The 19001-nt window shown below is 46.5% G+C and carries 24 protein-coding genes; 23 read left to right on the top strand and 1 reads right to left on the bottom strand.

Going from position 1 to position 19001, the window contains the following annotated elements; genetic code table 11:
- The first annotated feature begins 26 nt into the window (after window positions 1–26).
- The 12 genes from FGT79_RS01200 (at window position 27) to FGT79_RS01255 (ending at window position 8897) form a co-directional block, all read left to right on the top strand.
- On the top strand, window positions 27–623 hold the full coding sequence (locus FGT79_RS01200; protein WP_138750964.1) for an RNA polymerase sigma factor: 597 nt from the start codon (window positions 27–29) through the stop codon (window positions 621–623).
- Entirely contained in the window at window positions 620–1222 is a 603-nt protein-coding gene (locus tag FGT79_RS01205) for an anti-sigma factor family protein (protein WP_138750965.1), read from the top strand. The genes FGT79_RS01200 and FGT79_RS01205 overlap by 4 nt, the downstream gene beginning before the upstream one ends.
- Window positions 1223–1298: 76 nt before the next feature.
- On the top strand, window positions 1299–1877 hold the full coding sequence (locus tag FGT79_RS01210; RefSeq protein ID WP_138750966.1) for a histidine phosphatase family protein: 579 nt from the start codon (window positions 1299–1301) through the stop codon (window positions 1875–1877).
- A gap of 291 nt (window positions 1878–2168) precedes the next feature.
- Window positions 2169–3344 carry a hypothetical protein gene (locus FGT79_RS01215; protein WP_138750967.1) on the top strand — a complete coding sequence of 392 codons (1176 nt, stop codon included), beginning with the start codon at window positions 2169–2171 and terminating at the stop codon, window positions 3342–3344.
- Between the two features lie 100 nt (window positions 3345–3444).
- A complete protein-coding gene (locus FGT79_RS01220) occupies window positions 3445–3951 on the top strand; it encodes a gamma carbonic anhydrase family protein (RefSeq protein ID WP_138750968.1) in 507 nt (168 codons plus the stop codon).
- Window positions 3952–3973: 22 nt separating this feature from the next.
- Window positions 3974–4156, top strand: a complete 183-nt coding sequence (locus FGT79_RS01225) for an IDEAL domain-containing protein (RefSeq protein WP_138750969.1) — start codon at window positions 3974–3976, stop codon at window positions 4154–4156.
- Window positions 4157–4492: 336 nt separating this feature from the next.
- Entirely contained in the window at window positions 4493–4924 is a 432-nt protein-coding gene (locus FGT79_RS01230; RefSeq protein WP_138750970.1) for a DUF2487 family protein, read from the top strand.
- A 232-nt stretch (window positions 4925–5156) separates the two neighbouring features.
- Window positions 5157–5690 (top strand): Rieske (2Fe-2S) protein, encoded by a 534-nt coding sequence (locus FGT79_RS01235; RefSeq protein WP_138750971.1) that lies wholly within the window; start codon window positions 5157–5159, stop codon window positions 5688–5690.
- Between the two features lie 16 nt (window positions 5691–5706).
- Complete coding sequence (gene qcrB / locus FGT79_RS01240; protein ID WP_053376377.1) at window positions 5707–6378, top strand: menaquinol-cytochrome c reductase cytochrome b subunit; 672 nt, start codon at window positions 5707–5709, stop codon at window positions 6376–6378.
- An 18-nt stretch (window positions 6379–6396) separates the two neighbouring features.
- Window positions 6397–7266 carry a menaquinol-cytochrome c reductase cytochrome b/c subunit gene (locus tag FGT79_RS01245; RefSeq protein ID WP_138750972.1) on the top strand — a complete coding sequence of 290 codons (870 nt, stop codon included), beginning with the start codon at window positions 6397–6399 and terminating at the stop codon, window positions 7264–7266.
- Between the two features lie 89 nt (window positions 7267–7355).
- The gene (locus FGT79_RS01250) at window positions 7356–7985 is read left to right on the top strand and encodes a DUF1405 domain-containing protein (RefSeq protein WP_138750973.1); all 630 of its coding nucleotides are present in this window, start codon (window positions 7356–7358) and stop codon (window positions 7983–7985) included.
- 42 nt (window positions 7986–8027) lie between these two features.
- Entirely contained in the window at window positions 8028–8897 is an 870-nt protein-coding gene (locus FGT79_RS01255; RefSeq protein WP_171056035.1) for a sporulation protein YpjB, read from the top strand.
- A gap of 4 nt (window positions 8898–8901) precedes the next feature.
- Here FGT79_RS01255 and FGT79_RS01260 read toward each other — a convergent pair whose 3' ends face one another.
- Entirely contained in the window at window positions 8902–9765 is an 864-nt protein-coding gene (locus FGT79_RS01260) for a YitT family protein (protein WP_138750975.1), read from the bottom strand.
- Window positions 9766–9949: 184 nt separating this feature from the next.
- Between FGT79_RS01260 and FGT79_RS01265 the strand changes: the two genes are divergently transcribed.
- The 11 genes from FGT79_RS01265 (at window position 9950) to panD (ending at window position 18880) form a co-directional block, all read left to right on the top strand.
- A complete protein-coding gene (locus FGT79_RS01265; protein WP_138750976.1) occupies window positions 9950–10285 on the top strand; it encodes a nucleotide pyrophosphohydrolase in 336 nt (111 codons plus the stop codon).
- Window positions 10286–10339: 54 nt separating this feature from the next.
- Window positions 10340–10885: a tetratricopeptide repeat protein gene (locus tag FGT79_RS01270; protein WP_171056036.1), complete on the top strand. Its 546-nt coding sequence runs from the start codon at window positions 10340–10342 to the stop codon at window positions 10883–10885.
- A 5-nt stretch (window positions 10886–10890) separates the two neighbouring features.
- Window positions 10891–11697, top strand: a complete 807-nt coding sequence (dapB, locus tag FGT79_RS01275) for a 4-hydroxy-tetrahydrodipicolinate reductase (protein ID WP_138750978.1) — start codon at window positions 10891–10893, stop codon at window positions 11695–11697.
- A gap of 30 nt (window positions 11698–11727) precedes the next feature.
- Window positions 11728–12150: a methylglyoxal synthase gene (locus tag FGT79_RS01280; protein WP_138750979.1), complete on the top strand. Its 423-nt coding sequence runs from the start codon at window positions 11728–11730 to the stop codon at window positions 12148–12150.
- Window positions 12147–12845 (top strand): bacillithiol biosynthesis deacetylase BshB1, encoded by a 699-nt coding sequence (gene bshB1, locus FGT79_RS01285; RefSeq protein WP_138750980.1) that lies wholly within the window; start codon window positions 12147–12149, stop codon window positions 12843–12845. Before FGT79_RS01280 ends, bshB1 begins: the two co-directional genes overlap by 4 nt.
- 64 nt (window positions 12846–12909) lie before the next feature.
- The gene (bshA, locus tag FGT79_RS01290) at window positions 12910–14073 is read left to right on the top strand and encodes an N-acetyl-alpha-D-glucosaminyl L-malate synthase BshA (protein WP_138750981.1); all 1164 of its coding nucleotides are present in this window, start codon (window positions 12910–12912) and stop codon (window positions 14071–14073) included.
- A gap of 36 nt (window positions 14074–14109) precedes the next feature.
- A complete protein-coding gene (locus FGT79_RS01295; RefSeq protein ID WP_171056037.1) occupies window positions 14110–15390 on the top strand; it encodes a CCA tRNA nucleotidyltransferase in 1281 nt (426 codons plus the stop codon).
- A gap of 91 nt (window positions 15391–15481) precedes the next feature.
- On the top strand, window positions 15482–16456 hold the full coding sequence (locus FGT79_RS01300; protein ID WP_138750983.1) for a biotin--[acetyl-CoA-carboxylase] ligase: 975 nt from the start codon (window positions 15482–15484) through the stop codon (window positions 16454–16456).
- A gap of 255 nt (window positions 16457–16711) precedes the next feature.
- A complete protein-coding gene (gene panB, locus FGT79_RS01305) occupies window positions 16712–17623 on the top strand; it encodes a 3-methyl-2-oxobutanoate hydroxymethyltransferase (RefSeq protein WP_138750984.1) in 912 nt (303 codons plus the stop codon).
- The gene (gene panC, locus FGT79_RS01310) at window positions 17620–18504 is read left to right on the top strand and encodes a pantoate--beta-alanine ligase (RefSeq protein ID WP_138750985.1); all 885 of its coding nucleotides are present in this window, start codon (window positions 17620–17622) and stop codon (window positions 18502–18504) included. The genes panB and panC overlap by 4 nt, the downstream gene beginning before the upstream one ends.
- Entirely contained in the window at window positions 18497–18880 is a 384-nt protein-coding gene (panD, locus tag FGT79_RS01315; protein WP_138750986.1) for an aspartate 1-decarboxylase, read from the top strand. Before panC ends, panD begins: the two co-directional genes overlap by 8 nt.
- Window positions 18881–19001 lie beyond the last annotated feature (121 nt).

The raw sequence follows: 19001 nt of genomic DNA on the forward strand, positions 1-19001 counted from the left end.
CCGCAGGTGGAGGAGGTTCGCCTGTCATGACTGATTCCCAGTTAATACGTGAGATTAAGGATGGCAATGTCGAGCTGTACTCCGAGCTTATGCGGCGCTATCAACGTAAAATATTAGCTTTTATTTATCACATGCTTAAGAGCGCTAAGCTGGAGCTGTTGGCCGAAGATCTGTGCTCCGAAACCTTTTATAAAGCTTACCGCAGCCTCCATTCTTTCCGCGAACTGGATGCTTCTTTTTCGACGTGGCTATACACGATTGCCCGCAATACTGTATTAAGTGAGCTTCGCAAGCAGAAGTCGGCCAATGTATCGCTGGATGAATCTGGATTCGAGCCTGTAGCAGCGCTCGATGCAGTGCCTGAGCAGCAGGTGCTGAGGAAAGAACGAATGGAAATGGTGCGCGAAGCGATTAATAACCTGCCTGAGAAGCAACGCTCAGCTCTTATTCTTAGGGAATATGACCAATTGGACTATCAAGAGATCGCTAACATATTGGGACAAACGGTCAGTTCTGTTAAATCACTGCTTTTCCGGGCCAGAGCAAGCGTGAAATCGCAGCTGGAACCTTATTTCGGTCAATCGCCGCTGATGGAAGAATTTGAAGGGATGAATACGCGATGAATTGCAACGATGCGCAAGACAAATTCGGCGAGTATTGGGATTTATCTGAGCATGATGAGACACGAATAGCAATAGACGCTCATATGCAGCAGTGTAAATCTTGTACGGAGCAGTTTAGGCTATGGGAAGAGAGCGAGGAGATGATTCGTATTCTATCGGAGGACGAGGAAATACTCGGACCGATCGAACACGTGAATCGTAATGTCATGGATCGCATCTATGCGGAAGAATCGTGGCTCATGCCTGTTCCAGCCAAGAGCTACAACTTCTCCAAATCATTTCGCCGCAATATTGCGTTGGTCATTGCAGCCTGTATGGCAATGTTTGCATGTGCATTTTTTGTTTTCGTTTTTGACAACCCAGGTGGCGCTTCTCAAGCGGAGATTGCGGAACTAAGCGGCTTGATGGATACGGTGAATGCCTCAGGAGACAGTATTGTAACCGCTGGCTTTTATGCTGAAGTACCTGTAGCGAGCATAAGTGACCCATTCGTATTAAAGGTTATGCCTGCATTCCCTCAATATTATGTCGCGCTAGCCCTGCTCGGCTTGATTATGACTTTATTGATTTTGAATTGGTTATCACGGACTCGAAACTAGCGCTGACTTGCTTTCAGCTCCTAAGGGAGCTTTTTCTTGTATCTATTTTTATTGTTTCGAAGGGACTGAATGATGTTTGTTAATCGGATTGGTTCGTCATGGCAAAACGAGTTGGAATGAAGAAGGTAGAATACAAGGCCAAACCGATATTCCTCTGAATGAAGTTGGCGTTTCACAGGCGAAAGCTTTAGCTAGTCGATTAAGTGGAGAGGCTCGCATATGGGATGCTGTTATTTCGAGTGATCTGCAGAGAGCACGAGCCACTGCACAGATTATTGCTGAGAAGCTTGGCCTACCATTACTTGATAGTGATCCCCGTCTGAGAGAACGTTTTTTCGGTGAAGCAGAAGGTACGAAGGAGCAGGAGCGTCATGAACGATGGGGCGTTAACTGGCGGGATGCAGCGAATGGTGTTGAATCCAATGAGGACGTTAGAGCTCGTGGTTTAAGTGCAATAGCTGAGTGGACTGAAGCGTTTCCTGATCGGAACCTGCTATTGGTCTCGCACGGCAGTTTCCTGGCGCAATTACTGGCTGAAGTTTGTTCAGATCTGGAGGATCAATATATATCTAACCTATCTTATTCGATCTTGGAGCGTAGAGCTGACAGCTGGCATCCACAGCTCTATAATTGTACGATTCATCTGAATGAATAGCTTTACTTGAATTATAGAACGTATATAAGTTTGCTCATACGTTCTCTATATGTTTCGCAGAAACGATGGCGTCCTTAATAAGGACGTCGTCAGGCATTTTATCTTAAAAGAGCATTTTCCTTGATCGAAATAGGAGAATGCTTTTTTTTGTGCAAACTATTACGAAAGTAGGTTATAAAACAAACTTTTTTTTCCCATAATGTATGTAACAGACGCTGAAACCACACACAATACGCTTACGATTCGGAACACGAGCCTCATAGTGAAGGTTCCTGCAGAAAGGTGAGAGCCATGAATTTATCGGATATGCTAGGTTATGCCGACATAAAGCAGCTTAGCAGCATAGCTGACGTTTATCGATGCGAGTGCAACGGCCATTCAAAAAACGATTTGATTCAGTCTATTCTCTCTACCGTAAGTCGAAATGATGTCTTTGAAGCGCAAATAAGCAGCATGCAGCTGGAGGATTTAAGATTTTTGAACTCTTTGCTGTTCGAAGCGCGAAATTCGTTCAGTTTGGAAGACTTGCTCGCACGCGTGCAGCAGAGCCGATTCGGAGAGGAGACTGTAATTCCAAAGCCAGATCCGAAAGCAACAGAAAAGCGATCGAGGAAAAAGAAAATAGAGGAAGCAAAGCCGCTAAGCCCGCGCGAAATGATTGTAAAATTTAAGCAGCAGGGCTGGCTGTTCAACGGCTTCAGCGGACCAAGCAGATATTTGTTCCAAGTGCCCAATGATCTAAAAGCAAGATTCCGAGACACGCTGGCGAGGAGATTTGCAGCAGACCTGCATTATTCGGAAGAACCTTCCGTTTACCGTGATGAGCAAATGCTCGTTCAAGACGATATTACACATTTGCTTCATTATATGTACCATAACGAGGTCCAGTTGACCGCTGACGGTTCCATGTACAAACGGTTCACCCTGCAAATGCTGGATAAGTTCGGCGTTCAGGAGGAACTACCGTCCAAGGGCGCATGGCGATTCGGCTATGGCAGGCATTTCAATCATTATCCGAACCGATTCTCGTTTCTGTACGATTACTGCTATTTCGCAAACTATATAAAAGAGGACCAAACACAGCTCATTGTTACGGGGCTCGGCGAGGAACGAATGCGAAGCAAGCCGCTTGGCGAGGCCGAACAAATCTACCGCTTCTGGCTGAAGCTGTACAAGGGACCGATTACACATCTATTGTCTTTAGTTCATTGGATCAATGCACTAACCGTAGAATGGGTTACGGTAGATTCGCTCAGGAAGGTGCTTGTACCGTATATCAAGCCCTACTTCTATGATGATGCGAATACGATTCTAGAACAGCGAATTCTTGCTATGATGGTTCATCTTGGTTTACTTAGACTCGGAGAGCATCAGGTAAACGGAGCAGTTGTCCGGATGACTAAAGCAGGCCGCTCGATCGTATCCGGTTTAGGATTAGAAGAATTGGAGTCGGTAAGGCTGCACTGACTTGGAGGCAGGCTCTTGGAGTATCGTTGCATATAAGCTAGAGTAATAGTTAGAACTACCAAGACTAGCTTATTGAAACTTACAAAGGGAGTGAAGACAGATGTTGATTCCATACAAAGGCATTCAGCCAACTATTCATCAAGACGTATACATAGCAGATGGTGTGAAAATAATCGGTGACGTGGCAATCGGATACAATAGCACGGTTTGGTTCAATGCGGTTCTGCGCGGAGACTTGGCACCGATCCGCATTGGTCACAGCTGTAACATTCAAGACGGGGTTGTCGGTCATGTGAATGTGAACCAACCTTTGCTACTCGCAGATGAAGTTTCTATTGGACATGCAGCTATTATACACGGCTGTACCGTAGGCAAAGGCACATTAATTGGAATGGGGGCAATCGTACTTAACGGCGCAGACATTGGTGAATATGCTTTAATAGGAGCCGGTTCGATTGTTACAGAGAACAAAAAAATACCATCCTATACTCTATCTATCGGTTCACCAGCCAAAGTCGTAAGAGAATTGACAGATGACGATTTGCTGCGCATGCGAAAGACGATGGAGAGCTATGTGACAAAGGGAGTAGAATATAGGATCTCTTAACGCCGGTGTGGAGGTGTATCCTATGGACAAAATGAAAGTAACGTATGAAGCTATGCTCGGTTTGGCTGCGGAATTTGTATTGGATGACGCAGTATTGAAGTTTCAAACCAATCAAATTTATACGGCAATTGACAAAGCGCTTGCAGCAGGTGACGAGGATACGTTCTACCGCCTTGCTAAACAGCTCCATGCATTAAAAAAATAGTGTATTGCCCACACGCTCAAGCAGCAATGAGGCAGTGCGAGAAGCTTTCCATCTTGCCGCGGCGAATTCGTTCGCCGTGGCAAGATGGGGAGCTTTTTTCTAAATATAGGAAAGCATATGATTTCGCCATTCTTTCTCTATAATTCTCGGAATGAAGCGCGATGTGCCGCACTGGACGGCAGCAGCCACGTCACCTTCAAAGCTTCTTCAGCGACTTAAAGGAAGCCGAAGGTGTTTTTGATTGGTATTTTTTAATTGGCAAGCAGGAAGATTGGGTTTAACATAGGAAGAGAGGTTTCATGGATTGTCAAATGGGTTAGGAGTGAACCGAGACAGATGAAGTTTAGTGAGATTGAGGAAGCTCAGTGGGAAGAGCTTAGTCCATACTTGGATACGTGCTTGCTGCCAATCACGGGAATGACGTCGGCTGTTAAGCCATATGAAGCGACAGAGTGGCTGGAGCGACTAAGAGATGTCATGGATTTAATTGAAATACCGTTTAAAGGTAGAGTGGTTACTTACCCTGCTTGGCATTATTATTCTGATATTGCCCAGCTTGAAGCAGATTTGTACAAATGGTGCTCCTCGGCGAGAAGCATGGGGTTCCGTTACGTGGTTATTGCAACTGCAGACAAAGAACTGAATATTGAATGCTCAGCAGTTGATTTGTGCTTTAAACCAACGCAAGCAGGTGATATTCCATCTAAAAATGATGTTTCGGATGCAATTCGTGCGCTTTGGAGTGGACAAACTGCAACGATTTCTTGAATTTGTCGTATAATAACATCAAAATATGGGGAAAACAAATGGCAGACAAGGTCAAATGTGACAAATTGATAACAAATTATTGAACGGGATTTTGATATGCTTGCAAATATGAAGCCATATTCTTGACGCTCCTAAGCACCTAGGCTATTATAAGTTATGTCCTAGTTCGTCATGTGTTTTTGCCCTGCGGCAAGACGCGAGATATGGTTGGCAAAGGGGGTTAGAACAAAAGATGAGTAACCATGAACAACACGAGACCGCGCATCGACCGGTTCAGCGCAAAGAAATGTCCCGGCGTCAATTTTTGTCATATACGCTCGGCGGTACGACAGCATTTATGATGGGCGGCGCGGTATTGCCAATGGTTCGTTTCGCAGTGGACCCGCTCTTGGTTAAAAAGGGTGAGGGCACTTACGTAAAAGTTGTGGAAGAGAGCAAAATTACGAACGAACCGCAAGAATTTAAATTTAAAATTCATCAGATCGACGGTTGGTACGTAAGCGATCCTGATCTTGCAGCATGGATCTCGAAGGATGCGGAAGGCAAAATATTCGCACTTTCTCCAGTATGTAAGCACTTAGGTTGTACGATCGGCTGGAACACAAAAGGTCAAAACGAGTACGATTGTCCTTGTCATGATGCGCGCTATACGAAAGATGGGAAAAACATTACGGTAGCGCCGAATCCATTGGATGAGTACGAAGTAAAGCTTGAAGACGGATTTGTTTATTTAGGTCCGGTAATGCCGAACACAAGAACGAGTTAAGGAGGGCGTACTGCAGATGTTTAAAAGTGTATACAACTGGATTGACGAACGTCTTGACATTACGCCGCTGTGGAGAGATGTAGCAGACCATGAGGTGCCTGAGCACGTCAACCCTGCACACCATTTTTCCGCATTCGTTTACTGTTTCGGCGGTTTGACGTTTTTTATCACGGTAATTCAAATCTTATCCGGTATGTTCCTTACCATGTACTATGTTCCAGATATCATTAACGCTTATGCAAGCGTTGACTATTTGCAGCATAAGGTAGCATTCGGTCAGATTGTACGGGGCATGCACCATTTTGGGGCAAGCTTAGTAATTGTAATGATGTTCTTACATACCCTACGTGTATTTTTTACCGGTTCTTACAAGGCACCGCGCGAAATGAACTGGGTTGTCGGAATGCTGATCTTCTTTATCATGTTAGGCCTAGGATTCACAGGTTACCTGCTTCCTTGGGATAACAAAGCTTACTACGCAACAAAAGTTGGTGTCCAAATTGCTGAATCCGTTCCGGTAATCGGACCATATCTCGCTTCGTTCCTATATGGAGGCGATATCGTAGGCGCGCAAACGCTAACTCGTTTCTTTGCTATCCATGTATTCTTCTTGCCTGGCGCATTGATAGCTATGTTAGCAGCGCACTTTATTATGATTCGGAAACAAGGTATTTCGGGACCACTTTAAGCGAAGGGAGGCTTACTTATGGCGCATGGTCATAATTCGAACGAGAAGGTTGTCTTTGTAGGCGACTCGCGTGTAAAGAAAAGCAACCACCCGAACATTCCACCAGACTACACATCTTTCCCAGGGAAATCGGAAGCATTTATTCCGAACTTTCTATTAAAGGAATGGATGGTTGGCTGCGTTGTGTTGGTCGGTTTTCTAGTTTGGGTCATTGCTGAGCCAGCTCCGCTCGGCTATCCAGCAGATCCAAATAATGCGGCATTCATTCCGATGCCGGACTGGTATTTCTTGTTCTTGTATCAATTTCTGAAATATCCATACGTATCTCAGGATTACATCCTGTTAGGTACAGTGGGCATTCCAGGCATTATGTTCGGAGCATTGCTGCTCGCGCCGTTCCTAGACACAGGAAAAGAACGCCGCTTCTACCGTCGACCGATTGCTTCATCGTTGATGGGTCTGACACTCATTGCTTGCGTTTACTTGACAGTCGTTTCTTGGGATCACTACCAGCACCAGTTGGAAATCAACGGTCAGGTACCAGAGCATATTGAACGTGAAGAGAAAGCTCGTGAAGCCGCGGAAGCGGGCCAGGAGCGTCCAAACTACACAAAACCTACAGTTGAAGCAGCACTTGTTGATGCAAACGACCCAGCAATGGACATTGCAAAGCAAGCGCAATGCGTAAGCTGTCACGCAGCCGATCTGAAAGGCCAAGGTTCTGTGCCTAGCCTGGTTGGTATTGGAGACGTATTATCGAAAGAGCAGCTTGTAGAAGTTGTTACTAACGGCCGCAATGGAATGCCAGCATTTGCTGATACATTGTCAGCTGAAGAGATTGATCAGCTAACCACTTGGTTATCGAAACAAAAAGCGGCAACCGAATAATGCGTTAGCAGAAAACCTGATCGTTTCATACGGTCAGGTTTTTCTTCGAATTTTCACTTCATTATTGACTGAAGGAGAAGTGGTAGTGCATGCTTTCTTTTTTCTGGAGCCGAGAATTTTTGCTTAGCCGCTCTTTTTTATGGCCACTGTTTTTGGTCAACCTGCTCGGGACCATTTATGGATACATATGGTACGAAAGTCAATTGGTCGAAACTTTAAATAATCATCCACTCTGGCAAATCGTATTTGTACCCGACTCGCCAACTGCAAGTCTCTTCTTCACGTTAGCTCTCCTGTACCTGCTGTTTCCTCCAAAAAGAGAATATGGGATTGCTAAGGTTGGCCGTTATCTGATTGAAGCTTTGGCTGTGGTATGTTCAGTCAAATATGGAATCTGGGCAGTGTCTATGATCGTTGCCGGCGCTTGGCAGGGTGCCGAGCTGAATTGGCAGCATTATATGCTAATGGCCTCTCACCTCGGAATGGCGTTCGAGGTGCTGTTGTATTTTCGATTTATGAAGACAGGTTTATTCTCATTGGCGCTGGCGACAGGCTGGCTTCTGCTTAATGATACAATTGATTATACGTTTGGTGTTTTTCCTTATCTGGCGGACGAACTGGATGATGACTTGTCTGCTGTACGTGCTTTCACATACGCTTTATCGGTATTCAGCTTTGCTGCTGCTTTGGTTGCGTGGCGTTTCAGGAAGAAGGCATAAGATGGGACATCCCCTCATAGAGTGATCTATGGGGGGATGTCCATGAGCATACGTTTCATTGTGCCGCTCGTCATATGTATTCTAATGGCGGCTGGCTGTGCAAATTCGATCTGGTTTGGGAAATCATCGCTGTATGCCTATTCTGATCAGCCCATGCAGGGTACAGATAAGCAGCTTCAGCGATTTGATGGAATTGCAACTTCATTATATGAAGCCGCTTATATGAATAATCGACAAGCAGGCTTTCAACATATCCAGCAGCTGCAAGTTATTCTGACAGGAGACCTTAAGCATGTTGTTGGAAACAGGGAAGGGTGGTCGGCTATTCAGGATGATACTGAGCTTGTGCTACATAAGCTCACAGGTGGCGGTAATGGTGCTGATTGGTTAATGGAAGCAGCGCGGATAAGATTAGCGGCAGATGCGCTCGTTCATTCGCAAGGTGCGTTATGGCTGCAATATGAGAAGGTCATGCTTGATGACTGGATTCGCGTAGACAAGGCATGGAAGCGTCAGACAGATGATGGCGCAATAGCGGCTCGTGCGTCCATGATAAGCCTAGAGAACCACGCGACGCGGGTTTCGAGTGCTATGAGCATTCAGTTCGGCAGCATGCGCGAATCCGAGCTCCATGAGCGAATCCGGTATACCAATCGGCTCTTGGAAGCAAGCATAGCGAACAAAACGAATGAAGCGATGATTGATCGGTCGCTGGTAGCCTTGAAGGACGCTATGCTGCGGCTATTCGAGCAGAATACATCGGAGGAGGTCGTACCAGTAATTGCAACGGTACCGATTTCGAATCCGTTAAGCTGGACTTTATTTCTAGGAGCTATCATATCGGCTGTCCTTACCTGGACAGGCTGGAGAAAATATAAGTCCGATCCATTTGGCGTTAAGCCACTTCCTTAGCAAGCTATTCTTCTTTGAAGCCTTCACCCAGCACATCATGCACTTCATTAATGACGATAAACGCACGGGGGTCAATATTGCGAATAATCGTTTTGAGTCGGCGAATTTCTTGCCGCTGGACGACGCAGTAGACGACCTCTTTTTGCTGTCCGGAGAAGGCGCCCTTAGCTGGAATTAAGGTGACACCGCGATCAAGTTCAAGGGTTACCTGTTTGGCTATCGTTTCACCGTATTCGGTAATAATGGAGAAGGCTTTGGCTGCGTAGGCGCCATCCTGTATGAAATCAATTAACTTCGATGCGATAAACACGGTTACGAGCGTATATAGAAATTTTTCGATTGGAATGTATAGTAGAGATAAGCCGATAATGAGGGCGTCAAAAGTCAGAATCATTTGTCCCATGCTCATTCCCTTTGATCTTGTCATAATTCTTGCAACAATATCGACACCACCTGTCGTTCCTCCAAAGCGGAATACGATACCTAGGCCTGTTCCGAGTGTTACTCCTGCGTAAAGGGCAACAAGCATATAGTCATGCGAGCCTTGAAATGGAACGATCCACTTGCGCTCGATCAGCAGCTCCATTAATGCAAGAAAACTTGATAGCGCAATGATTCCTACAATGGTATACATCATTTGTCCGCGTCCGAGTGTTTTCCAGCCAAGCCAGAACAAAGGGATATTGAGAACGAGTGTAGTGATGGATAAAGGGAAACCGACCGCATAATTAAGAAGAACAGCAACCCCTGTTGCTCCGCCTTCCATCAGTTGATTGGGAATCACGAAATAATGCAAGCCAAATGCGTAGATGGCCGTTCCGACAAGAATAGGAATGATGATTCGTAGCTGCGTGATGAGTTTATTCATCTTAGGTCACTTCCTTATCATTGGTTATGAAATAGATCTACGAACTTACGGAGGCCTCCTGCGTTCGAATACAACTGATACCCTGTAGTATGGCTTAATTTCGCTATTCGAAAAACATTGATTTTAAATAGGTCTTTACGTTAACATAGGGAAGTATAGCTAGCGACAGAAAGGAAATGCGCAGATGTCGGAAAAAACATTATCAGATATTCAGCGAGAAGTAGACGACTACATTTCGCAGTTCAAAGAAGGCTATTTCAGCCCGCTTGCCCTGATGGCTAGAATGTCGGAGGAGGTCGGCGAGCTTGCTCGCGAAGTAAACCACTTCTATGGTGAAAAACCGAAAAAACAAGACGAAGCGGAAAATTCCGTTGAGATGGAGTTAGGCGATATTTTATTTATCCTTTCGTGCTTTGCGAATTCGCTTCAAATCGATTTGACAGAAGCACATAACAAGGTGATGCATAAGTTCGCGACTCGCGATGCGGATCGTTGGACAAAGAAAATAACCGAACTGTAAGCAAGCTCCCTACATATGCTGTACCATCAACCTGTGTACAAGGAGGATGGGCAGATGGATGGAGAGAGCTGCATCAAAAAAGCTTATGAATTCATCTTTAACAGCGATTTCGAGCAAGCGATATACTGGTTCGAGCAGGCCATTGAGGCTGAACCGGACAATGCATTCTATTATCATACATGCGCAGTTTCGTGTGCGCGCAGCGGCAAATGGCCCAAAGCAAAGCGGTATGCTGAGACTGCGCTTGCACTGGACGAAGCTAATCCGGAATATAAGTATCATCTCCAGCTGATTGAGGCGAAGCTGCTGCTTTCGGATGCAGATTTCCTGCTCGCTAAGGTGCCGCCTAAGCTTGCTGAGGCAGCTGTGCTGTTAGAACAAGCGGTCCAGCTTGATCCGCTTAGTTTTGAAGCCTTTTATACGCTAGGTGTTCTTTATGCATCCCAGCAGCTTTATGAGAAAGCTGCGTTTAACGCAAGGGAAGCGGTGCGGCTTGACCCTGGCCATTCAGCTGCAAAGAGGTTGTTTGCTGATGTGAACCGTAAAAGGCGCATGCTGCGCATTCGAATACATGCAACAAAAAGAAAAAGGAACAGGTGATCACGATGACGACGCAAAAAATACGAGTAGCAGTAGCGGGGGCAAACGGTAGAATGGGCCGTGAGGTCGTTAAGATGGTGCTGGAGGACGAGTCGCTTCAATTGGTAGCGGCCGTCGCTCCTTCAGCAGGACCAGTCGATGCAGGCACGTTTGCTGGCAAACCAGATACAGGTGTCATTGCAGCCGCTTCATTGGATGAAGCGCTCCGTACAGCGCAAGCGGACGTACTTGTAGACTTCACAATTCCGCAGATGGCTTACGGCCATACCAAAACTGCAGTAGCTTACGGAGTTCGTCCGATTATGGGGACAACAGGGTTTACGCCGGAACAAATCGAAGAGCTGGACGAGCTGTGCTTGGAAAAAGGAATCGGCGGCTTAATTGCTCCGAACTTTTCCATTGGTGCTATTCTCATGATGAAATTTGCAGCGGAAGCTTCCAAATATTTGCCTCATGTTGAGATTATTGAGTACCATGGCGATCAGAAGCTGGATGCTCCCTCAGGGACATCGATCAAAACGGCTGAGCTGATCTCACAAGTACGCAAGGAGCTTCGCCAAGGTAATCCGAACGAAGAAGAAACGATTGAAGGCGCACGTGGTGGATATTATAACGGATTCCGTATACATAGCGTCAGACTTCCAGGTGTATTCGCTCAACAGGAGGTTGTATTTGGCGGACATGGCCAAACACTCAAAATTCGACATGATTCTTATGACCGTGCAGGCTATATGCCAGGTGTGAACGTAGCGATTAAGAAGGTAATGAATTACAGCGGGATGATTTACGGTTTTGAACATATTATGGATTAACTCGATTCGGCAGCAGGAGAGGGGAACCACATGTTAAATATCGCATTTATCGCACATGATCGGAAGAAAGAGGAAATCGTTAATTTTGTTATCGCTTATGAGAAAGTTTTTGTTCCTCATAACTTGTTTTCAACGGGCACGACAGGAACACGTATTATGGAGCAAACAAACTTGTCCATACATCGCTTTATGTCAGGGCCGCTTGGCGGGGACCAGCAAATCGGAGCACTTGTTGCTCAGAACGAAATGGATTTAATTATATTTTTGCGTGATCCTTTGATGGCACAGCCGCATGAGCCGGATATTATCGCGCTGCTTCGTCTTTGCGATGTACAAGGCATTCCTGTGGCGACAAACGTAGCATCTGCAGAGCTGCTCGTGAAAGCGCTGGAACGCGGAGATTTCGCATGGCGCGAGCTTGTTCATAAATACAAGCCGGGTATCGTCGAATGACGACAGAACTTGATATTCTTGTATTCGGGGCACACGCGGATGATGCTGAGATCGGCATGGGCGGTACGATTGCTAAGCATGTACAAGCCGGGCATCGTGTCGGTGTATGTGATTTGACGTATGCGGAGATGTCTACGAATGGTACGGTTGAGCTGCGGAAGCAGGAAGCTGCCGCTGCCTCAGAAGTGCTCGGACTAAGCGCACGAACCAATCTCGGTTTTCCAGACCGTGGACTAGTGGCATCACGTGAACAAATAGAGCGGATCGTTGCAGAGATCAGAACCTTCAAGCCGCGTGTTGTGTTCGCCCCTTATTGGGTTGACCGTCATCCTGATCATGTGGCATGCAGCCGATTAATTGAGGAAGCAGTATTCAATGCTAAGCTTCGCCGGTACATGCCTGAGCTGCCTGCTGTACAAGTCACGCAGCTCGTATATTATTACATTAATGATTCTGAGCATGAATCGTTAGTCGTTGATGTCAGCGATTATTACGAAACGAAACGTAATGCGATGCTTGCGTATCGTTCACAATTCCAGTCCATCACGATAGGTGAAGACCGCGTGTTGACACCGCTCACGAATGGCTACATAGAACGGGTAGAAGCAAGAGATTCGCTGCTTGGACAAGCAAGAGGCTGGGCTTATGCGGAGGGCTTTGCGATAAAACGCCCTCATGCCGTTCAATATTTTTGACAAATCGTACAGCTCTTGTGTAATACAATGGTTATACGTGACGAACACAGGAGGTGCGACATCAGTGGCGAGAAAATTAAAGATTGGCATAACCTGTTACCCCACCCTGGGCGGATCAGGCGTTGTTGCTACAGAGCTGGGTAAGCTGCTTGCGGAGCGTGGCCATGAAATTCATTTTATAACACATAGTATTCCGTTTCGCTTGGGTCATTTCAATAAAAACATATTTTTTCATGAGGTAGAGGTGAATGATTATTACGTGTTCCGCTATCCTCCTTATGATTTGGCATTAGCTAGCAAGATGGCACAAGTCGCGAAGATGCAGCAGCTTGATCTGCTTCATGTTCATTATGCAGTGCCTCATGCTGTGTGTGCATATATTGCAAAGCAAATGAACGGTGATGGTCTTAAAACGGTGACAACGCTTCATGGTACAGACATAACTGTACTCGCGCAGGATGAATCTCTTAAGGATTTGATCAGACTTGCCATTCATCAAAGCGATGCGGTAACAGCAGTGTCGAATGATCTCATTAATGAAACAAGGAACCTGCTTGATATCACGACACCTATTGACTTAACTTATAATTTTGTTGATAAACGAGTGTATTATCCGCGGGATGCCGTGTCATTGCGAGCGGATTACGCTGCTCCGGACGAGAAAATTTTAATGCATATCTCGAATTTTCGTCCTGTAAAACGTGTGAGCGATGTTGTTGAAATTTTCGCGCGCGTTTCCGAGAAGGTGCCTTCCAAGCTGTTGCTTGTAGGTGAGGGGCCGGAGCTATCCAAAATTCAGTACCGAATCAGGCAGCTTGGACTTGAGGAACGCGTTCATTTTCTTGGCAAACAAGAGGATGTCGCACAAGTTATTTCAATGGCAGATGTACTGCTCCTTCCTTCGGAGAAAGAAAGCTTCGGTCTCGTAGCGCTTGAGGCTATGGCTTGCGGCGTACCTACTGTCGGTTCAAATGCGGGCGGTATTCCCGAGCTCGTTACGCACGGTGAGACCGGGTTCTTGTCGCCAATCGGCGATGTAGAGGATATGGCCTTAAACGCAGAGAGATTATTGCTGGATGAAAAGCTTCATGAGCAATTCAAGCAAGCTTGCATTTTCCGAGCGCGTAACGAATTCTGTAATGACGTTATAACGACACAATACGAACAAATCTATTACCGCGTGCTTGGCATAGAGGCGGATTTGCCAATTGCCGTATGCAGCGATTAACCGCATAAGCATGTGTGGCCAAGGATGGTGATGGGGATGCGGCTTGCATTTTCCAATCTTATTATATCCGCGGTGCCTATTGTGAGAAGGCTTCGAGAGCATCATTTCGAAGCCTTCTTCGTTGGAGGCGCTGTTCGAGATACGGTGCTCGGTTTACCGATCAAAGATATAGATATAGCAACATCGGCACGTCCGGAGCAGGTGCTTGAGCTATTTGAGCACTGCATCCCAACGGGCTTGCAGCACGGAACTATTACCGTCATGGATGATGGGATTGGCTATGAAGTAACGACATTCAGGCAGGAATCTGCCTATGAGGATCACCGTAAACCTGAAAGCGTAAGGTATATTACTGACCTTGACGGTGATTTGCTGAGGCGAGACTTCACGATGAACGCAATGGCGCTTGCAGAGGATGGAGAGCTGCATGACCCCTATGGTGGTCTTCAGGATTTGACTGACAAGAAGCTGCGATCGGTTGGGGATTCGAATGCTCGCTTCCAAGAGGATGCTCTCCGTATGATTAGAGCCGTTCGATTCATCGGCGTGTATCATTTGACACCGACTCTTGGAACTTGGAGAGCGCTCAAGCAGCACCGGCCATTGCTCCGTTTCATTGCAATGGAACGGGTTCAGGCGGAGCTGGACAAGATGCTCATGAGCAAATCACCACAAAGAGCACTTCATTTTGTCATTGCAAGCGGTTTACTGAGTTATTTGAAGGAGCCACTGTGGGATGAAACGAATGAAGCCCTTATGCAGGCTCAGTTGAATATGGGGCAGATGAAGGAACTGTTTCTGCACATACATGAGCTGGACGAGCTTGATCTGCGCTTTGCGGCCGTTGCGATAGGGTTACAGCTTGCCGTTCCAGCTGTGCAGCAAGCTATGCAAGTGTTCCGATTCTCGAATGCGCGAACCAAAACGATCGTGGATATCACCACTCTTCACACGATGATGTTTAGCCGTAATTATCCAGCAACGAGCAAGGAACAACAGGTGTATTGGATCCATTTGGTCCTTCGTTTTGGGACGGATACTGCAAGCCACTGGCTAGCTGTGATAAGTTTGCTGCCAACACACAAGCTAAGACTTCCAGATGACCATTTAAGCCGCTTGAAGAGCTGGATGGACCGAATGGTTGTTTATAAACTGAAGCAGCTTAGCGTTAGCGGCAAGGAGCTTTGCAACGACTTGGACAGAGAAGCGGGACCTTGGGTCAGCCATTATTTAAACAGGCTGCTTCTACTCGTAGCGAGCGGAGAGCTAAAGAACGAGAAGAGCATTCTCTTGCAGCGAGCATCGGAGTGGGAGTAGGTGCTTACGAAGTCAGTTTTGCTTCGCAAAACTAAGCACATGCTTACGAGGTCAGTTTTGCTTCGCAAAACTTTAAGGAGGATTAAATCAAATGAATTACGAGCCTTTGCTGCAATTGTTTGCGGATAAGCCCGGTGAATATGTGTCGGGAGAAGTTATCAGCCAAGCGCTTGGCGTAAGCAGAACAGCGATCTGGAAACAAATTCGCAAGCTGGAAGCCGCAGGTTATCAATTCGAAGCGTCTAGAAAATTGGGATACCGTTTGTTAAGCATTCCCGAGAAGCTCGCAGTGGAGGAGTTGTCCAGCATGCTTCAAGAGAATATATTCGGAAAGACCGTTCATTGGTTTGAATCGGTCGAGTCCACACAAAACTTAGCCCGCGCTGCTGCGGAAGAAGGCGCTCCTGAAGGGACATTATATATTGCCGAGCAACAGGTGAATGGACGCGGCCGCATGGGAAGAGGCTGGGTGTCGCCGCGAGGCAAAGGGGTATGGATGAGCATGGTGCTGCGACCTTCAGTGCCCATTCATTTCGCACCGCAGCTTACACTTCTAACTGCCGTTGCATTATGCAGAAGCTTGAAGAGAGTAACCTCGCTGCCAATTGGCATCAAATGGCCGAATGATTTGTTGATAGACGGTAAAAAAATTAGCGGTATCCTGCTTGAATCCGCAGCTGAGGACGAACGACTTCGCTATGTCATCGCTGGAATCGGAATCAGTGTGAATCTTGAGGAATCGGACTACCCAGAGGAATTGTTGGAGAAGGCAACGTCACTTCGCATCAGCAGCGGTACGAAATGGACGAGAGAAACCGTTATCGCAGATTTCTTAAAGGAATGGGAGCAGCTATATTTTCTTTACCAGGAGCAAGGCTTTGGACTCATTATAACGCTTTGGGAGGCTTTATCCGTTTCCTTAGGTAAACCGGTACGTTTAGTTACGCCACAAGGCGATATGGCAGGCACTCCGATCGGTCTTGACGCAAGTGGTGCGATCCGTATCCAGCTTGCTGACGGGTCGATTCAATCTGTCTTCTCCGCAGAGATGGGCGAGCCGCTTTAGTCAGGCAGAAGCCGTTTACGGAATGAAGAAAGTTTGGTAAACTGATGTTATCAGGCGGTATTCTAAGGGAGCTGCACTGATGATGAATTCAAAAAATGCAAATGGTTGGGAATGCACACTCTGCTCTGAGCCGTAGGGACCGAGACAGAAGGAAGCACGACAAGCAAACGTTTCCTTTTCAGTTTGGGGACCTTTTTAGCAACGGCTAAAAGGTTTTTTTGTGTTTATCCTATCATTGAACGGAGGATGAAGCTGATGAGGAAACGACTGACGATTACGAATTTGAAAAAAATGAAGCAGGACCGCAATGCGATTTCCGTATTAACAGCTTATGATTATCCTTCAGCTAAGCTTGCTGAGGAAGCAGGAATTGACGTCATTCTTGTCGGAGATTCACTCGGAAATGTCGTACTTGGCTATGATACAACGATTCCAGTCACGATTGAAGATATCGTTTATCACACAAGAGCTGTTGCAAGAGGCGCGCAGCAAACGTTTATCGTTGCGGATATGCCCTTCATGACCTATGGGATTGGACGTGAGTCGACGCTAAAAAATGCGGCAAGGATTATGCAGGAAGGCGGCGCTCAAGCCGTAAAGCTTGAGGGCGGCGTTGATATAGCAGGAGATGTTGCCGCGCTAGTCAAGGCAGGTATACCGGTAATGGGGCATATAGGCTTGACGCCTCAATCCGTACATCAGCTTGGCGGCTACAAAGTGCAAGGCAAGCTGGATGCAGATGCACAGCGTCTTATTGAGGATGCCAAAGCGATTGAAGAGGCTGGGGCGTTCAGTATCGTTATTGAGCTTGTCACCGAGTCGCTTGCTGCTCATATAAGTGAAGTGCTCTCAATTCCGGTTATTGGGATCGGAGCGGGACGCAGCTGTGATGGTCAAGTGCTTGTCTATCATGATATTTTGCAATATTCCTCCCCATATTTCGAGAAAAAGTTTGTGAAAACTTATGCAGATATTGGTACGACGATTAGAAATGCGATTCAATCCTATGTAGATGACGTAAAGTCAGGGCAATTCCCTGACGAGGAGCATGTGTTCGGTGCTACACCGGCAGCGATCCCTTCGTTGTATGGCAGCTCGAATGAGAGTCAACCAGACAGTCAGTTGGGAAAGGCCGGACAGGTGAAGAAAGGGGTCGAAACATCGTGATTGTCTGTCGTACGAAAGCAGAGCTGAAGCTCCAGCTATCAAGCCTAAGAAAGCAGAACAAATCAATTGGGTTTGTTCCTACAATGGGCTTTCTGCATGAGGGACATGCGTCCCTGCTAAGGCAGGCTCATAATGAGAATGATGCGGTTGTATTAAGCATATTCGTGAACCCGCTCCAATTCGGCCCGAATGAGGATTTGGATCGATATCCACGAGATGAGAAACGTGACTTGATGCTTGCAGAGGAGTGCGGAACTCATCTGGTATTTATGCCTTCGGTGGACGAAATGTACCCCAATAAGCCATTGACAAGCGTTATTGTCAGCCAGGTGACAGATCGTCTCTGTGGAGCGTCACGTCCTGGTCATTTCGACGGTGTTGGTACAGTTGTAAGTAAGCTGTTTCACCTCGCTCAGCCAGATCGAGCTTACTTTGGCATGAAGGATGCCCAGCAGGTAGCTGTAATTAAGCAGATGGTCAATGATCTTAACTTTCATGTTGAGATTGTAGCCTGTCCGATCGTACGTGAGCCTGATGGCCTCGCATTAAGCTCGAGGAATTTATATTTAACACCTGAGCAGCGTGTACAAGCGGTGTTATTGTCGAGAAGCCTTCGACAGGCTGAAGAACAGCTTACTGAGCAAGGTATGACATCAGCGCGCTTGGAAGCCATCGTAAAGGATGCAATCAATGAAGCGGATGAAGCCGTCATCGACTATGTGGAACTGCTGCAATTCCCATCCTTGCAGCCTATTGATGCTGCTGCATTATTAAGTACCTATAAGGAGCCATTACTATTAGCCGTAGCAGTCAAGTTCGGAGCGACGCGGCTTATTGATAACCGAATTATACAGGCAACGGAGGTGAACTCGTATGTTTAGAACGATGATGAAGTCAAAACTTCACCGAGCAACTGTAACAGAAGCTAATCTGAACTATGTGGGCAGCATTACGATTGATGAAGATTTGATGGATGCAGCCAACATCTGGGAGAATGAAAAGGTTCAAATCGTTAACAACAACAACGGCGCTAGGTTCGAAACCTACGTGATAACAGGTGAACGGGGTTCAGGGGTTATTTGCTTGAACGGGGCCGCTGCAAGACAGGTTCAACCTGGTGATCAAGTCATTATTATTTCATACGCGATGATGACAGAGGCCGAAGCGAAGGTACACAGACCAATTGTTACGATACTGGATGCTCAGAACCGGCCGCTGCAGGTATTGAACGAGGAGCTTCACGCAACTATCCTTTAATTTAACGATTAGCAGTGTTAATCCCTTCATTATGTAACGAATGGGATGCTGTATGAAAACCGCTGTTAAAACAGAAAATGAACATAACACTCCTTAATTCTTAAGCGAAGGCGGGTGCGGT

This window comes from Paenibacillus sinopodophylli, assembly GCF_005930355.1.
Lineage (GTDB): Bacteria > Bacillota > Bacilli > Paenibacillales > Paenibacillaceae > Pristimantibacillus > Pristimantibacillus sinopodophylli.

Excerpts from the sequence above, each read along its gene's own strand:
- FGT79_RS01200 (WP_138750964.1), top strand. The coding sequence starts at position 27 with ATGACTGATTCCCAGTTAATACGTGAGATTAAGGATGGCAATGTCGAG.
- FGT79_RS01205 (WP_138750965.1), top strand. The coding sequence starts at position 620 with ATGAATTGCAACGATGCGCAAGACAAATTCGGCGAGTATTGGGATTTA.
- FGT79_RS01215 (WP_138750967.1), top strand. The coding sequence starts at position 2,169 with ATGAATTTATCGGATATGCTAGGTTATGCCGACATAAAGCAGCTTAGC.
- FGT79_RS01220 (WP_138750968.1), top strand. The coding sequence starts at position 3,445 with ATGTTGATTCCATACAAAGGCATTCAGCCAACTATTCATCAAGACGTA.
- FGT79_RS01225 (WP_138750969.1), top strand. The coding sequence starts at position 3,974 with ATGGACAAAATGAAAGTAACGTATGAAGCTATGCTCGGTTTGGCTGCG.
- FGT79_RS01230 (WP_138750970.1), top strand. The coding sequence starts at position 4,493 with ATGAAGTTTAGTGAGATTGAGGAAGCTCAGTGGGAAGAGCTTAGTCCA.
- FGT79_RS01235 (WP_138750971.1), top strand. The coding sequence starts at position 5,157 with ATGAGTAACCATGAACAACACGAGACCGCGCATCGACCGGTTCAGCGC.
- qcrB (WP_053376377.1), top strand. The coding sequence starts at position 5,707 with ATGTTTAAAAGTGTATACAACTGGATTGACGAACGTCTTGACATTACG.
- FGT79_RS01245 (WP_138750972.1), top strand. The coding sequence starts at position 6,397 with ATGGCGCATGGTCATAATTCGAACGAGAAGGTTGTCTTTGTAGGCGAC.
- FGT79_RS01250 (WP_138750973.1), top strand. The coding sequence starts at position 7,356 with ATGCTTTCTTTTTTCTGGAGCCGAGAATTTTTGCTTAGCCGCTCTTTT.
- FGT79_RS01255 (WP_171056035.1), top strand. The coding sequence starts at position 8,028 with ATGAGCATACGTTTCATTGTGCCGCTCGTCATATGTATTCTAATGGCG.
- FGT79_RS01260 (WP_138750975.1), bottom strand. The coding sequence starts at position 9,765 with ATGAATAAACTCATCACGCAGCTACGAATCATCATTCCTATTCTTGTC.
- FGT79_RS01265 (WP_138750976.1), top strand. The coding sequence starts at position 9,950 with ATGTCGGAAAAAACATTATCAGATATTCAGCGAGAAGTAGACGACTAC.
- FGT79_RS01270 (WP_171056036.1), top strand. The coding sequence starts at position 10,340 with ATGGATGGAGAGAGCTGCATCAAAAAAGCTTATGAATTCATCTTTAAC.
- dapB (WP_138750978.1), top strand. The coding sequence starts at position 10,891 with ATGACGACGCAAAAAATACGAGTAGCAGTAGCGGGGGCAAACGGTAGA.
- FGT79_RS01280 (WP_138750979.1), top strand. The coding sequence starts at position 11,728 with ATGTTAAATATCGCATTTATCGCACATGATCGGAAGAAAGAGGAAATC.
- bshB1 (WP_138750980.1), top strand. The coding sequence starts at position 12,147 with ATGACGACAGAACTTGATATTCTTGTATTCGGGGCACACGCGGATGAT.
- FGT79_RS01295 (WP_171056037.1), top strand. The coding sequence starts at position 14,110 with ATGCGGCTTGCATTTTCCAATCTTATTATATCCGCGGTGCCTATTGTG.
- FGT79_RS01300 (WP_138750983.1), top strand. The coding sequence starts at position 15,482 with ATGAATTACGAGCCTTTGCTGCAATTGTTTGCGGATAAGCCCGGTGAA.
- panB (WP_138750984.1), top strand. The coding sequence starts at position 16,712 with ATGAGGAAACGACTGACGATTACGAATTTGAAAAAAATGAAGCAGGAC.
- panD (WP_138750986.1), top strand. The coding sequence starts at position 18,497 with ATGTTTAGAACGATGATGAAGTCAAAACTTCACCGAGCAACTGTAACA.